Origin of the sequence: Microbacterium sp. NPDC087591 (assembly GCF_044743625.1) — a bacterium.
Classification (GTDB): domain Bacteria; phylum Actinomycetota; class Actinomycetes; order Actinomycetales; family Microbacteriaceae; genus Microbacterium.
This window is the reverse complement of the sequence record NZ_JBIUWU010000002.1, coordinates 667,460-681,942: the sequence shown is the minus strand read 5'-3', so window position 1 is coordinate 681,942 and position 14,483 is coordinate 667,460. Positions and strand designations below refer to the sequence as shown.

Below are 14,483 nucleotides of genomic sequence, written 5' to 3'. Positions count from 1 at the left end.
GTGGAATCACGGTCTCTCCCCGTACCCGACGGATTGGAAGGCACCCGCGTCGATGCCGCCCTGGCCAAGATGCTGGGGTTCTCGCGCACCTTCGCTGCGGACGTCGCCGCAGCCGGCGGGGTGCGACTGGACGGCGTGACGCTCGACAAGTCCGATCGTCTGCGCGGCGGCGCCTGGCTCGAGGTCGAGTGGAGTCCGAAGGAAGGGCCCAGGATCGTCCCGATCGCGGTGCCGGAACTCGGCATCGTCTTCGACGACGATGACATCGTCGTCGTCGACAAGCCGACCGGAGTCGCAGCCCACCCCTCACTCGGATGGGAAGGTCCCACTGTCGTCGGCGCACTCGCCGCCGCGGGCTTCCGCATCGCCACTTCCGGCGCGCCGGAACGACAGGGTGTCGTGCATCGACTGGACGTCGGCACCAGCGGCCTGATGGTCGTCGCCAAGTCCGAGCAGGCGTACTCGGCGCTGAAGCGGGCGTTCAAGGAGCGCACTGTCGAGAAGATCTACCACGCGGTCGTGCAGGGGCATCCGGATCCGCTGTCCGGCACGATCGATGCGCCCATCGGACGCCACCCGAACCACTCGTGGAAGTTCGCGGTGACTCCCGACGGCAAGCCATCGGTGACGCATTACGAGACGCTGGAGGCGTTCCCCGGTGCCTCGCTGCTCGAGATCCATCTCGAGACCGGTCGCACGCACCAGATCCGCGTGCACATGGCCGCGCACCGGCATCCCTGTGTGGGGGACCCGCTCTACGGTGCCGACCCGACGCTGTCGGCACGCCTGGGTCTGACCCGTCAGTGGCTGCACGCGCACAAGCTCGGCTTCGCGCATCCGACGACGGGCGATTGGGTGCGGTTCGAGTCGCCGTATCCTGCGGACTTCCGGCACGCGCTCGACATCCTGCGCGGCGAGTAGTCCGAGCAGCGGCGCGGTGTCGGCGGTGTAGGAGACACTGGACGCATGGACATCGAGGTTCGCCCCGCAACCGACTTCGATGACGTCGCGACACTCGTGGGGCCGAAGAAGCCGACGTCGAACGTGTGCTTCTGCCTGAGCTATCGCATCGGCAGCAAGGAGAACCTCGCATTGAGGGGTCCGGCGCGCGCCGATCGCGTGCGGGGGCTGTGCCATGAGGATCCACCGCCGGGGGTGATCGCCTATCTGGACGATGAACCCGTGGGGTGGGCGGCGGTGTACCCGAGAAACGGCACGAGTTTCGCGCGCAACAGGTTGATCCCGTACATCGATGATCTCGACGTGTGGTCGCTGTGGTGCATCCGTGTGCGTCCTGGGCACCGCAAGCAGGGGATCTCGCACGCCCTGATCGAGGGAGCTGTCGCGTACGCGAGGCAGCGCGGAGCCCCTGCGATCGAAGCGTATCCGGTCGACAACAAGGGCGAGCGGGTGAATCTGACGATGGCGTACGTGGGAACGCGTGCGCTGTTCGAGAGCGCGGGCTTCACGAAAGCGGCCGACACGGAGTCCGTGCTGGACGGCTTTCCCCGGGTGCTGATGCGGCTCGATCTGCAGGGATCGTGACGTCTGGAAGATTTCGTGAACCGTCTCCGCTCATCGGGGCAATACCCAGTGTGAGCACAGACAGCGAGATCATTCAGCGGTCGCTCGATGAGCCCGGAGTCTTCTCCGAGATCTTCGAGCGGCACGTCCGACCCGTCGGCGGCTACATCCGGCGACGAGTCGGAGCCGACGCCGTCGACGACGTGCTCAGCGAGACGTTCCTGGTGGCTTTCCGGCGCCGTGCCGCCTTCGACGGGCGAGCCGACTCCGCCCGCCCGTGGCTGCTGGGTATCGCGACGAAGGTGGTCAAGAGCCATCGGGCCGACGAGGCACGCCAGTGGCGCGCGTTCCAGGCGTCATCCTCGGCGGATGCCGTGGTTCAGGAACCGCAGCATGCGATGGCGGACGCGCGTCTCGATGCCGATGCCGCCCTACGACGACTGGCGCCGCGGATCGCGGCTCTGGCCGCCCGTGACCGCGACACCCTGCTGCTGCACGCCTGGGGAGACCTCACCTACGAGCAGATCGCCGAAGCGCTGAGCGTTCCCGTGGGGACGGTCCGATCGCGGCTGAACCGCGTCCGGCGCAAGCTCGCACCACCCGGATCGCACTCGGCGGCCCGATTGACCTGGATGGCGAAGGAGGAGAACGATGCAGCTTTTGGAACGAGTGCGTGAGATCGGGGCCGATGAGGCCCAGGTCGCCGAAGAGTCGATTCAGAACGCTCGACGCGCGCTGAATCGTGAGATCGCCGGGGGCCTCGCTCCTCGCGCCCGGCGTCGGCGGCTGCGTGCATGGACGGGGATCGGCATCGGTGGCCTGGTGGCGGGGGCAGCCGTCACGGCGATCGTGGTCGGATCCGTGGTGGCGCCTCCGAGCACACCGATCGCGTCCGCAGCCGTCGTGCTGGCGGAGGCGGCGGAGGTCACTCTCACGACGGAGGCGCTGACGCCGGCGCCGGGACAGTACATCCGCATCTCCGAGACGTGGACGCAGCCGATGCGGGGGTTCGTGCCCGAGGAGGGGACCGAGATCGACGTCACCTACACGCTGTCCCGCACGCGCACGCTCTACGTCCCGGCTGATCGAAGTGAGGACTGGATCGAGGACAGCACCGATGCCGAGAAGATCACCGATGTGTCCGAGCCGCAGTGGAAGGGACGGATCGAGGAGCAGGAGCTGTCCGGGGGCCGGATGCTGCCTGACATCGTCGCTCACCCCGGCGGACGCATCATGGGGGGCGACGGGTGGGAGACGCACTACTACCACCTGAGCCCGATGTCACGGCTCTACGGCCAGATGCCGAGGGACCCCCAGGCGTTGCTGGATTGGCTGGCGGCGTACGAGCCGGATTCCGGATACCCCCCGCCGCGGTTGACCGAGCCCATCGACTTCAACCTGGCGCCCGCCGATCTGCGGGCGGCGATGTTCCAGACGATGGCCCTCCTTCCCGGCGCCAGGGTGGTCTCGCAGGACGGCGATTTCACGACGGTCGCGATCCCGGACGGCGGCGAGAGCAACTGGATGGAGACGGTGACGATCGACATGCGGCGAGGTCTGATGGTGGGGCGCAGCTCACTCGACTCGCCCGAGTCGCGCGGCTCCCTCGACGTCTCCATCGTGGATTCCGCGCCCGCAGGCGTGCATCTCCAGCCGGAGAACTGACGGCGGGCTTCTCCGGCTGTCCGCGGGCCCCGACATCGAGCTCCGATGTCGGGGCCTCGCCGTAGAATCGAACCCATGGCATCCGACTCCTTCGTCCACCTGCACGTCCACAGCGAGTACTCGATGCTGGATGGCGCGGCGAAGATCGGATCGATGACGCAGGCGGCCGCGGAGTACGGCATGCCTGCCATCGCGGTCACCGATCACGGCAACACCTTCGCCGCCTTCGAGTTCTACAAGGCGGCCAATGCGGCGGGTGTGAAGCCCATCATCGGCCTGGAGGCGTACGTGACTCCCGGCACCCACCGCAGCGACAAGACACGAGTGCAGTGGGGCTCTCCCGACCAGAAGAGCGACGACGTCTCCGGTTCCGGTGCCTACACCCACATGACGATGTGGAGCGAGAGCACAGAGGGGATGCACAACCTCTTCCGGCTCAGCTCGCGGTCGAGCATGGAGGGCTACTACTTCAAGCCGCGCATGGACCGCGAGCTGCTCCAGACGTACTCGAAGGGCCTGATCGCAACGACCGGCTGCCCCTCCGGCGAGATCCAGACGCGCCTCCGCCTCGGTCAGTACGACGCGGCACGCGCCGCCGCCGCCGAGTTCCAGGATCTCTTCGGCAAGGAGAACTACTTCGCCGAGATCATGGACCACGGTCTGTCGATCGAACGGCGCGTGATGACGGATCTGCTGCGTCTCGCGAAAGACCTGAACATCCCGCTGGTCGGCACCAACGACTCGCACTACACGCACCAGCACGAGGCCGACGCGCACGCCGCGCTGCTCTGCGTGCAGTCGGGTTCGACCATGGACGACCCGAACCGCTTCAAGTTCGACGGCGACGGGTACTACATCAAGACCGCCGCCGAGATGCGCCAGCTCTTCCGCGACCACCCCGAGGCCTGCGACAACACGCTGCTGATCGCGGAGCGCTGTGAAGTCGAGTTCAACACGGCAGCGAACTACATGCCCCGATTCCCCGTCCCTGACGGCGAGACCGAGGACAGCTGGCTCATCAAGGAGGTCGAGGACGGCCTTCACTACCGTTACCCCGCCGGCATCCCCGACAAGGTGCGCAAGCAGGCCGAGTACGAGACCGGCATCATCCTGCAGATGGGCTTCCCGGGTTACTTCCTCGTGGTCGCCGACTTCATCAACTGGGCGAAGGACAACGGCATCCGAGTCGGTCCCGGCCGTGGTTCCGGTGCCGGCTCCATGGTCGCCTACGCCATGAGGATCACCGACCTCGACCCGCTCGAGCACGGCCTGATCTTCGAGCGGTTCCTCAACCCGGATCGCGTCTCGATGCCTGACTTCGACGTCGACTTCGATGACCGTCGTCGTGGCGAGGTCATCGACTACGTCACGGAGAAGTACGGTTCCGAACGCGTCGCGCAGATCGTCACGTACGGCACCATCAAGTCCAAGCAGGCGTTGAAGGACGCCGGACGCGTGCTCGGGTTCCCGTTCAGCATGGGGGAGCGCCTCACCAAGGCGATGCCGCCGCCCGTGATGGGCAAGGACATGCCCCTGGACGGCATGTTCGACTCCGCGCACCCTCGGTACAAGGAGGCGAGCGAGTTCCGCGCGCTCATCGACACCGACCCAGAGGCGAAGACGGTGTTCGACCGCGCCATCGGCCTCGAGGGTCTGAAGCGCCAGTGGGGTGTGCACGCCGCCGGTGTCATCATGTCCTCCGAGCCGCTGCTCGACATCATCCCGATCATGCGCCGCGAGCAGGACGGCCAGATCGTCACGCAGTTCGACTACCCGTCCTGCGAGTCGCTCGGCCTGATCAAGATGGACTTCCTCGGGTTGCGCAACCTGACGATCATCTCCGACGCGCTCGACAACATCCGCACGAACCGTGGCGAAGAGCTCGACCTCGAGCACCTCGCGTTGGACGACCAGGGCGCGTACGACCTGCTGGCCCGCGGAGAGTCCCTCGGCGTGTTCCAGCTCGACGGCGGGCCCATGCGCTCGCTCATGCGCCTGATGCGACCCGACAACTTCGGAGACATCTCGGCGCTCATCGCCCTGTACCGTCCTGGCCCCATGGGGGCGAACTCGCACACGAACTACGCGCTCCGAAAGAACGGTGCGCAGCCGATCACGCCGATCCACCCGGAGTTCGAGGAGTCGCTCGCCGACATCCTCGAGGAGTCCTACGGTCTGATCATCTACCAGGAGCAGGTCATGGCGATCGCCCAGCGCGTCGCCGGCTTCTCGCTCGGTCAAGCAGACATCCTCCGTCGCGCGATGGGCAAGAAGAAGAAGTCGGAGCTGGACAAGCAGTTCGAGGGCTTCCAGGCGGGGATGCACGCGAACGGCTACTCGGACGGAGCGGTGAACGCGCTCTGGGAGATCCTGCTGCCGTTCTCCGACTACGCCTTCAACAAAGCGCACTCCGCGGCATACGGCGTCGTGTCGTACTGGACCGCCTACCTCAAGGCGCACTACCCGGCCGAGTACATGGCCGCGCTCCTCACCAGCGTCGGCGACTCCAAGGACAAGATGGCGCTGTATCTGAACGAGTGCCGTCGCATGGGCATCAAGGTGCTTCCCCCCGACGTCTCCGAGTCGATCAACTTCTTCGCGGCCGTCGGCGACGACATCCGTTTCGGCCTCGGCGCCGTCCGAAACGTCGGCAGCAACGTGGTCGAGGGCATCGTGAACGCGCGGAAGGACGAGCGGTTCACGTCGTTCCACCACTTCCTCGACAAGGTGCCGCTGCACGTCTCGAACAAGCGCACGGTCGAGTCCCTCATCAAGGCCGGTGCCTTCGACTCGATGGGCGACACACGTCGCGCCCTCATGGAGATCCACGAGGACGCGGTCGAGGCGGCCGTCGACCGCAAGCGCAACGAAGCCCAGGGCGCCATCGGCTTCGACTTCGACAGTCTCTACGACGGCATGGAGGAGGCGGCTCCCGCGAAGGTTCCCGCACGCCCCGAGTGGATCAAGAAGGACAAGCTCGCGTTCGAGCGCGAGATGCTCGGGCTCTACGTATCGGACCACCCGCTCGCCGGTCTGGAAGTGCCGCTCGCGAAGCACGCATCGATCTCGATCCACGACCTCAACAACTCGGAGGACCTGCAGGACGGCGATCAGGTCACCGTGGCCGGGCTCGTCACCAGCGTCCAGCATCGCGTCGCGAAGGCCAGTGGGAATCCGTACGGCATGATCACCGTCGAGGACTTCAACGGCGAGGTCACCGTGATGTTCATGGGCAAGACCTACACCGAGTTCCAGCACACCCTGCAGCAGGACTCGATCCTCGCGGTCCGCGGTCGCGTGTCGAGGCGTGATGACGGACTCAATCTGCACGCGCAGTCGGCGTTCTCCCCGGACGTCGGATCGTTCGATGCCGCTGGTCCGCTGTCGCTCGTGCTCGCCGAGCAGCGGGCGACCGAGCGTGTGATGGGTGAGCTCGCAGAGATACTCCGACGCCATAACGGCGAGACGGAGGTGGTGCTCCGCGTGCACCGGGGAGGTGTCGCGAAGGTCTTCGATGTGCCGATGCCGGTGAAGGTCACGGCCGACCTGTTCGGTGACCTCAAGTCTCTGCTCGGACCGACCTGCCTGGGGTGAGCGGGTAGGATCGTGAGCCGTCGGGAAGCATGATGCCCCTCCCTGTCATGCACCGTGACGAAAGGAATACTGATGAGCACGGAACTCCCTGAGATCCCGGACGCGGAGAGCGAGCCGTTCATCGACGACGACGGCGTGCTCTACGACGACGACGTCACACCCGAGTTCGGCGTCCTCGGTTTCACGCTGCGTGAGCTTCTCATCGTCGGCGTCTGGGTGATCGCCTTCGTCATCTCCTTCTTCCCCTTCGCTCAGGGCGTCTCGATCTGGGGGACCGGCATCCAGTGGATCCTGCCCATCGGCGTGCCGACGGTCGCGGTGTTCCTCCTGGTCCTGCGTCGTTTCTCGCCGGAGGGAATCCGCCGTGTCGGCTCTCTGGGCATCGATCAGTTCGCCTCGGTGGCGTTCTCGGTCGGCGCGGTCTTCTGGGTCGGTCTGCTCTGGAGTGCCGTGTCGTCCGTGATCGAGGTGGGCGTGTTCAGCCTGTGGTGGGGTGGTGTCGTCCAGCTGGTCGCTGCGCTTGCTCTGGTGGTGCTCACCGTGTTCGCCCCGATCATCCCCGGTCTCAAAGAGGACTTCCACGGGCGTCTGGTGACGCTCGCGCATCGCAACGCGAACCCGGTGCGTCCCGTGATCCCGCGTCCGCGGCCGGAGCCCGCTGCCGTCGTCGATGAGGCGCAGCAGCAGGACGCTGTTCGCGACGTCGCCGTGTCCGACGACGAGGCCGAGCCGGCGACCCACGCCATCGACGTGGTCGAGCTCGATGTCGAGCTCTCCGGAGACCAGGCGACCGACGAGGTCGCGCGACTCGACCTCGCCGCACAGGTTCCGATCGCCTCGCACGCCTCCGGCGGCGATACCGGCACCGAAGACACGACTGCCGACGAGGAGTATGTGCCGACGTACTCCCGGCGCTCGCGCAACCAGGAGATCGTCTCCGACACCGGCAGCATCGAGTCTCTCCTCGAGACCGCGCAGACCGTGGAGACCGCTGGCTCTGCCGACACCGATGTGATCGGCGACGAGCAGTTCACCGAGGCACCCGATGTCGAGGCCACGAACCCTCGTGAGGCCTCGCCGGAGGTGGCACAGCCGTTCTGGATCCTGGCGCCGTCTGAGCGCGACGTGCACGATGAGCGTGGCGAGCCGCTGTTCCGCATCGGTCCGAGCGCCTGGGCTCTCGTGATCGAGGACCGCGGTGGCGCGTTCGTGGTCCGTCATGATGACGGCCGCATCGGCTATCTCCACGACATCTCAGACATCACGAAGGGTTGACAGTGCGCACCATCGATCTGCGGGGGCGCGAGCTCTCGCCGGCAGGCATGCTCGCGGCGGTACCTCGCGCCACCCAGGCAAGGGCGGAAGCTCTCGAGACCGCCGCTCGCATCGTCGACGACGTGCGCGAGCGCGGTGAGGACGCGCTGCGGGAGCAGGCGGAGAAGTTCGACCGAGTCTCCGGTCACGCCGTGCGTGTGCCCGCCGAACACATCGACGAGGCGCTGGCTTCCGTCGAGCCCGCCGTGAGAGCGGCGCTCGAAGAGGCGATCGCCCGCGTGCGGCAGGGCTCTGCGGCCCAGGTGCCGCAGGCGCAGACCACCGTGATCGGTCCGGGCGCAGAGATCCTGCAGCGCTGGCAGCCGGTGTCGCGCGCCGGCGTGTACATCCCCGGCGGCAAGGCCCCGCTCGCGTCCAGCGTCGTCATGAACGTCGTCCCTGCGCAGGTGGCAGGCGTGCAGCAGATCGCGCTGGCCTCCCCGCCGCAGGCTGACCACGACGGGAGGATCCACCCGACGATCCTCGCCGCCGCCGGGCTGCTCGGAGTCACCGAGGTGTACGCGATCGGGGGCGCGGGGGCCATCGGTGCTCTCGCGTGGGGCGTGCCCGGCATCGGATTGGATCCGGTGGACGTGGTCTCCGGGCCGGGTAACAACTACGTCGCCTCCGCCAAGCGCGCTGTCGCCGGCGTCGTCGGGACGGATTCCGAAGCAGGAGCGACCGAGATCCTGATCGTGGCCGATGCCGATGCCGACCCGCGTCTGATCGCGGCCGACCTGATCAGCCAGGCCGAGCACGACGAGCAGGCGTCCGCAGTGCTCGTCACCTATGCCCCGGAGCTGGTCGCCGCCGTCGACGCCGAGCTGGAGCGCCAGGCAGCGGCCACGCGCCACAGTGTGCGGGTCGGGGTGGCCCTGGACGGACCGCAGTCCGCGATCGTGCTGGTCGACGACCTGTCCATGGCGACGGCATTCAGCAACGCCTATGCTCCCGAGCACCTGGAACTGCACGTGGCCGATGCCGCCGACGTGGCATCGCGCTTCACGAGTGCCGGTGCGGTCTTCGTCGGAGATCAGACGCCGGTCAGCCTGGGCGACTACATGGCCGGAAGCAACCATGTCCTGCCGACGGGCGGACAGGCGCGCTACGCTCCCGGTCTTGGCGCCTACACGTTCCTGCGCCCGCAGCAGGTCATCTCATACGACCGGGACGCTCTCGCCGCCGTGCGTGACGGCGTGGTCGCTCTGGCGAACGCCGAGGTGCTCCCGGCGCACGGCGAGGCGATCGAGGCTCGTTTCACGGCGTAGGTTAGACAGATGCATTGCCCTTTCTGTCGCCATTCCGACTCTCGCGTGATCGATTCGCGTACCAGCGATGACGGCCTGTCGATTCGTCGACGTCGGCAGTGCCCCGAATGCGGGGGACGTTTCACGACGACGGAGACGGCGAGCCTCAATGTCATCAAGCGCTCGGGCGTGATGGAGCCGTTCAGCCGCGAGAAGGTGATCTCGGGCGTCCGCAAGGCCTGCCAGGGGCGCCCGGTGACCGAGGCGGACCTGGCGATCCTCGCCCAGCGCGTCGAGGAGGCCGTGCGGCAGACGGGAGTGTCCCAGCTGGACACGAACGAGATCGGTCTCGCGATCCTCGGCCCGCTGCGCGACCTGGACGAGGTGGCCTTCCTCCGGTTCGCGAGCGTGTACCAGGCGTTCGACTCGCTCGAGGACTTCGAGAGTGCGATCACCGACCTTCGCGCCGATCACGCGGAGCGGCAGTCCGTCGACCGGTAATCTGGCAGGGATGTATCCGCTGCTCTTTCGCGCTGTCCTGTCGCGCTTCGACCCCGAGTTCGCCCATCACGCCGGCATGGCGGTGATCCGTGTGCTCGGTACGCCCCCCTTCTCGTGGGCGACGCGTGCTCTGACGCGCCCGGATCCGACGCTGCGCGTCGAGGCGCTCGGGCTCACGTTCCCTTCGCCGTTCGGCGTCGCCGCCGGGTTCGACAAGAACGCCGTCGGCGTGCGCGGACTCGCCGCACTGGGCTTCGGCCACGTCGAGGTCGGCACGGTGACGGCGATCCCGCAAGAGGGCAACCCGAAGCCGCGCCTGTTCCGTCTGATCGCGGACCGCGCGGTGATCAACCGCATGGGCTTCAACAACGCGGGTGCCGACGCCGCCGCCCGTCGGCTGGCGTCACTGCGACGCGGTGCGCCCGACACCGTCATCGGCGTCAACATCGGCAAGAGCCGGGTGGTCGACGTCGAGAACGCCACGGCGGACTATGTGGCCTCTGCCACCCGCCTCGCTCCGCTCGCCGACTACCTCGCCGTCAATGTCTCGTCGCCGAACACCCCCGGTCTGCGCGGGCTGCAGGCGGTCGAGACCCTCGCGCCGCTGCTGCGGGCCGTGCGTGAGGCCGCCGGTGCGACTCCGCTGCTGGTGAAGATCGCCCCCGACCTGCCGGATGAGGAGATCACGGCGATCGCCGAGCTGGCAGTCGCCGAAGGTCTGGACGGCATCATCGCGCACAACACGACCATCAGTCGTGAGGGATTGCTCACCGATGCCGCGACGGTCGAGGCCGCCGGCGCGGGCGGGCTGTCGGGCGCTCCGCTCAAGGAACGCTCTCTGCAGGTCCTGCGCCTCGTGCGCGCGGCGGTGCCGACGGAGTTCTGCGTGATCGCCGTCGGGGGAGTCGAGACACCCGCCGATGTGCAGGAGCGTCTGGACGCCGGCGCGAACCTGGTGCAGGGGTACACCGCCTTCCTGTACCGCGGACCGTTCTGGGGACGCGAGATCAACCGCGGACTCGTCGCGCGCTGACACGACATACGACGAAGGCCTCCTGCTCTGTCGAGCGAGGAGGCCTTCGTCGTGACGAGCAGGGCGTCAGGACGGGTACTGGCCGCGCTTGACCTGTGGCTTCGGCAGACGCATGAAACGCATCTGGAGGGCGCGCATCGCGGCGTACCAGCCGAGACCGCGCTCCATGCGCTCCTTGCCGAACTTCTCGGCGACCTTGCGCTTGACGCGCAGCCCGAGCAGGATCATGCCGCCCACGGCGATGAGCAGATACGCCATCATCGCGATGTAGGCGTAGTAGGCGATCGCGAGCTGCGCGGGGACGAGCGAGGCGAGGATGACGAGCACCATCACGGCCATCACGAACTCCGCGGGGTGCCAGCCGGCATCGACGTAGTCGCGGACCCAGCGGCGCTGCGGACCCTTGTCTCGTGCGGGGAGGTACTTCTCCTCACCGGCGGCCATGCCGGCCTGGGCGCGGTTGCGGCGCTCGTTCAGCTCGGCCCTCGCTGCGGCCTTCGCCTCCTTGGTGTTCGCGACCAGGGGGCGGCGGCGCGCCGCTTCCTGCTCCGCACGGGTCGGGGTCGCGCGGCCCTTTCCGACGGCGGTCGTCTCGGGGGCGTCGTCGTTCGTCGATGGGGGGACAGGGGTAGTGGCCACGAGATTCCTCGGTTCGCTGATGATGGATCACCTTAAGATTACTCGCATGACCTCTCCTGCTCTCCCCAGTGCGTCCGACTCGGCCGTCCTCGACGCGGTCGCGACCGGAATCCCCGCCGCGCTCTCCGACCTCGGCCACCTCGTGCGCATCCCCGGCATGGCCTGGCCGGCGTTCGACCAGACCCAGCTTCAGCGCAGCGCTGATGCCGTCGCGGCCCTCGCCAGGGACACCGGCGTGTTCGACGACGTGCGCGTGCTGCGCGCAGCGATCCCGGGTACCGAGGAGCTGGGCCAGCCGGCCGTGCTCGCCAGCCGAGCCGCCCGCAACGGCCGGCCCACGATCCTGCTGTACGCGCACCACGATGTGCAGCCTCCGGGTGATGACGCGCTCTGGGAGACGCCCCCGTTCGAGCCCACTGTTCGCGACGGACGCCTGTACGGGCGAGGCGCCGCGGACGACAAGGCAGGCGTCATGGCGCACATCGCCTCGATCAGGGCGGTGTCCGAGGTGCTCGGCGAAGACCTCGATCTGGGCATCGCGCTGTTCATCGAAGGGGAGGAGGAGTACGGCTCGGCGTCGTTCGCGCAGTTCCTCTCAGACAACAAGGAGGCGCTGCGTGCCGATGCCATCGTGGTGGCCGACTCCGGCAACTGGGATTCCGTCACGCCCGGACTGACCGTGTCGCTGCGCGGCAATGCGCGCTTCGTCCTTCGTGTGCGCACACTGGATCACGCATCCCACTCCGGGATGTTCGGGGGGGCGGTGCCCGACGCGATGATGGCGACGGTGAAGCTGCTCTCGACGCTCTGGAACGACGATGGCTCCGTCGCGGTCGAAGGACTCGCGGAGCGGGACTCGCCGACGCCCGAGTACTCGGAGGAGACGCTCCGCGACGAGGCGGGGCTGCTGCCGACCACGCAGCCGATCGGCAACGGGACGATCCTCAGCCGCATCTGGAACAAGCCGGCCATCACGATCATCGGCATCGACACGACGAGTGTGGCCGCGGCATCCAACACACTCCTGCCCGAGACGACGGTGGTGCTCAGCGCTCGAGTCGCGCCGGGCCAGAGCGGGGCGGATGCCTATGCGGCTCTCGAGCGTCACCTCCGTGCGCACGCTCCGTACGGGGCCGAGCTGACGTTCTCGGATGTGGATCTGGGCGACGGCTTCCTGGTCGACACCAGCGGATGGGCCGTGGGCCTCACACGCGACGCAATGCGCGACGGGTACGGCGTCGCACCGGTCGACCTCGGCGTCGGGGGCTCCATCCCGTTCATCGCCGACCTGGTGCGAGAGTTCCCCGAGGCTCAGATCCTGGTCACCGGCGTCGAGGATCCGCACTCGCGGGCGCACAGCCCGAACGAGTCGCTGCACCTCGACACGTTCCGCCACGCGGTCGCCACCGAGGCCCTGATGCTCGCGCGCATGAACGCACTCGAGCGCCCGCTCTGACCACGGTGGCACGGCTCTCCCTCGTTCTCGCCGCCTTCGCCGCATGCGACGGTAGAATTGCGGGAAAGCCGTGCCACCGCGGCCCGTCACAAGGAGCGACATGAGCGACACCACACTGACTTCGGACACCACCGCCACCAAGGCCCACGGCATCAGCCTGACTGACGCCGCCGCCCTCAAGGTCAAGAACCTGCTCGAGCAGGAGGGTCGTGACGACCTGCGTCTGCGCGTCGCCGTGCAGCCCGGCGGATGCTCCGGCCTGATCTATCAGCTCTACTTCGATGAGCGTTACCTCGAGGGTGACGAGACCGTCGACTTCGACGGCGTCGAGGTCATCGTCGACAACATGAGCGTGCCGTATCTCGATGGTGCGTCCATCGATTTCAAGGACACGATCTCGGAGCAGGGCTTCACGATCGACAACCCGAACGCTGCGGGCAGCTGCGCCTGCGGAGACAGCTTCCATTGACCTGCGGTCTTCGGGTGCCGTGCGCGGCCTCATCGCTCGAAACGGCGCCCGGAACCCTCCGCAACCTGCGTGGTTGGCATGAATCAGGTGTGAGGTTGCCCTAGACTTGGATGTGCCCTGTCCGCAATCTGAAAGGTGCATCGTGCCCTCGAAACGCCGCCTTCGTTGGGCCGCACTCCCTGTGGGAGTCGTGGCAGCCGTGGTCCTGGCGGGATGTACCACCACTGAGCTGAACGGCTATCTGCCGGGCTTCGTGGAGGGTGAGCCTGCGACCACCAACCAGACCGAGCGTGTGTCGTCTCTCTGGGTCAACTCCTGGATCGTTCTTCTCGCCGTCGGCGTCATCACCTGGGGCCTGATGGCCTGGGCTGCGATCGCCTACCGTCGTCGCAAGGGCCAGACAGGTCTGCCCGTGCAGATGCGGTACAACATGCCGATCGAGATCTTCTACACGATCGTGCCGCTGATCCTCGTGCTGGGAATGTTCTTCTTCACCGCGCGCGATCAGTCCGAGATCGAAGCCAAGTGGGACGACCCCGACGTCGAGATCACCGCGATCGCCAAGCAGTGGGCGTGGGACTTCCAGTACGACGCCGACACGGACGAAGACACCGTTTGGACGATGGGCATCCAGGCCCAGCCGGACAAGGACGGCAACATCGACCAGGCGCAGCTTCCGACGCTGGTGCTCCCGGTCGACGAGAAGGTCACGATCAACCTGCAGTCGCGTGACGTCATCCACTCCTTCTGGATCATCGACTTCCTCTACAAGAAGGACATGTACATCGGGAAGGACAATTCCTGGTCCTTCATCCCGACGCGTGTCGGCGAGTACGCCGGCAAGTGCGCCGAACTCTGTGGCGAGTACCACTCGATGATGCTCTTCAACGTCAAGGTCGTCGAACAGGACGAGTACGACGCCTATCTCCAGCAGCTCAAGGAGAAGGGCAACACCGGTGACATCACGGACGAGTACGACCGTCTGTCGAACCTCCCCGGCAACACGCCCACGAACGACTCCGAGGAAGGAGAGGAGTAAGC

At 67.2% G+C, this 14,483-nt stretch carries 13 protein-coding genes; 12 read left to right on the top strand and 1 reads right to left on the bottom strand.

Annotated elements, in window-relative coordinates; all coding sequences use genetic code 11:
- The 9 genes from ACIOVG_RS13910 to ACIOVG_RS13870 all read left to right on the top strand — a co-directional run bounded on the left by ACIOVG_RS13910 (nucleotide 1) and on the right by ACIOVG_RS13870 (nucleotide 10,878).
- Nucleotides 1–921: an RluA family pseudouridine synthase gene (locus ACIOVG_RS13910; protein ID WP_400874434.1), complete on the top strand. Its 921-nt coding sequence runs from the start codon at nucleotides 1–3 to the stop codon at nucleotides 919–921.
- A gap of 45 nt (nucleotides 922–966) precedes the next feature.
- Nucleotides 967–1,545, top strand: coding sequence for a GNAT family N-acetyltransferase (locus ACIOVG_RS13905; RefSeq protein WP_400874431.1), 579 nt, complete (start codon nucleotides 967–969; stop codon nucleotides 1,543–1,545).
- Between the two features lie 50 nt (nucleotides 1,546–1,595).
- Entirely contained in the window at nucleotides 1,596–2,201 is a 606-nt protein-coding gene (locus tag ACIOVG_RS13900) for an RNA polymerase sigma factor (RefSeq protein ID WP_400874428.1), read from the top strand.
- A complete protein-coding gene (locus ACIOVG_RS13895) occupies nucleotides 2,176–3,189 on the top strand; it encodes a hypothetical protein (protein ID WP_400874425.1) in 1,014 nt (337 codons plus the stop codon). Before ACIOVG_RS13900 ends, ACIOVG_RS13895 begins: the two co-directional genes overlap by 26 nt.
- 75 nt (nucleotides 3,190–3,264) lie before the next feature.
- Entirely contained in the window at nucleotides 3,265–6,783 is a 3,519-nt protein-coding gene (dnaE, locus tag ACIOVG_RS13890; protein ID WP_400874422.1) for a DNA polymerase III subunit alpha, read from the top strand.
- 72 nt (nucleotides 6,784–6,855) lie between these two features.
- Nucleotides 6,856–8,058 (top strand): hypothetical protein, encoded by a 1,203-nt coding sequence (locus ACIOVG_RS13885; RefSeq protein WP_400874419.1) that lies wholly within the window; start codon nucleotides 6,856–6,858, stop codon nucleotides 8,056–8,058.
- Between the two features lie 2 nt (nucleotides 8,059–8,060).
- Nucleotides 8,061–9,365 carry a histidinol dehydrogenase gene (gene hisD, locus ACIOVG_RS13880; protein WP_400874417.1) on the top strand — a complete coding sequence of 435 codons (1,305 nt, stop codon included), beginning with the start codon at nucleotides 8,061–8,063 and terminating at the stop codon, nucleotides 9,363–9,365.
- A gap of 9 nt (nucleotides 9,366–9,374) precedes the next feature.
- Complete coding sequence (gene nrdR, locus ACIOVG_RS13875) at nucleotides 9,375–9,845, top strand: transcriptional regulator NrdR (RefSeq protein WP_400874414.1); 471 nt, start codon at nucleotides 9,375–9,377, stop codon at nucleotides 9,843–9,845.
- Between the two features lie 10 nt (nucleotides 9,846–9,855).
- Nucleotides 9,856–10,878 carry a quinone-dependent dihydroorotate dehydrogenase gene (locus tag ACIOVG_RS13870; RefSeq protein ID WP_400874411.1) on the top strand — a complete coding sequence of 341 codons (1,023 nt, stop codon included), beginning with the start codon at nucleotides 9,856–9,858 and terminating at the stop codon, nucleotides 10,876–10,878.
- Between the two features lie 66 nt (nucleotides 10,879–10,944).
- Here the strand turns inward: ACIOVG_RS13870 and ACIOVG_RS13865 are convergent, their stop codons facing one another.
- On the bottom strand, nucleotides 10,945–11,517 hold the full coding sequence (locus ACIOVG_RS13865; protein ID WP_400874408.1) for a DUF3043 domain-containing protein: 573 nt from the start codon (nucleotides 11,515–11,517) through the stop codon (nucleotides 10,945–10,947).
- A 46-nt stretch (nucleotides 11,518–11,563) separates the two neighbouring features.
- On the opposite strand from ACIOVG_RS13865, the gene ACIOVG_RS13860 reads away from it, so the two are divergent.
- The 3 genes from ACIOVG_RS13860 (at nucleotide 11,564) to coxB (ending at nucleotide 14,481) form a co-directional block, all read left to right on the top strand.
- Nucleotides 11,564–12,973 carry a dipeptidase gene (locus tag ACIOVG_RS13860; protein ID WP_400874405.1) on the top strand — a complete coding sequence of 470 codons (1,410 nt, stop codon included), beginning with the start codon at nucleotides 11,564–11,566 and terminating at the stop codon, nucleotides 12,971–12,973.
- Between the two features lie 100 nt (nucleotides 12,974–13,073).
- The gene (gene erpA, locus ACIOVG_RS13855; protein WP_400874399.1) at nucleotides 13,074–13,442 is read left to right on the top strand and encodes an iron-sulfur cluster insertion protein ErpA; all 369 of its coding nucleotides are present in this window, start codon (nucleotides 13,074–13,076) and stop codon (nucleotides 13,440–13,442) included.
- Between the two features lie 142 nt (nucleotides 13,443–13,584).
- Nucleotides 13,585–14,481, top strand: a complete 897-nt coding sequence (gene coxB / locus ACIOVG_RS13850) for a cytochrome c oxidase subunit II (RefSeq protein WP_400874396.1) — start codon at nucleotides 13,585–13,587, stop codon at nucleotides 14,479–14,481.
- The last annotated feature ends 2 nt before the right edge of the window (nucleotides 14,482–14,483 follow it).

Excerpts from the sequence above, each read along its gene's own strand:
- ACIOVG_RS13905 (WP_400874431.1), top strand. The coding sequence starts at position 967 with ATGGACATCGAGGTTCGCCCCGCAACCGACTTCGATGACGTCGCGACA.
- ACIOVG_RS13895 (WP_400874425.1), top strand. The coding sequence starts at position 2,176 with ATGCAGCTTTTGGAACGAGTGCGTGAGATCGGGGCCGATGAGGCCCAG.
- dnaE (WP_400874422.1), top strand. The coding sequence starts at position 3,265 with ATGGCATCCGACTCCTTCGTCCACCTGCACGTCCACAGCGAGTACTCG.
- ACIOVG_RS13885 (WP_400874419.1), top strand. The coding sequence starts at position 6,856 with ATGAGCACGGAACTCCCTGAGATCCCGGACGCGGAGAGCGAGCCGTTC.
- nrdR (WP_400874414.1), top strand. The coding sequence starts at position 9,375 with ATGCATTGCCCTTTCTGTCGCCATTCCGACTCTCGCGTGATCGATTCG.
- ACIOVG_RS13870 (WP_400874411.1), top strand. The coding sequence starts at position 9,856 with ATGTATCCGCTGCTCTTTCGCGCTGTCCTGTCGCGCTTCGACCCCGAG.
- ACIOVG_RS13860 (WP_400874405.1), top strand. The coding sequence starts at position 11,564 with ATGACCTCTCCTGCTCTCCCCAGTGCGTCCGACTCGGCCGTCCTCGAC.
- erpA (WP_400874399.1), top strand. The coding sequence starts at position 13,074 with ATGAGCGACACCACACTGACTTCGGACACCACCGCCACCAAGGCCCAC.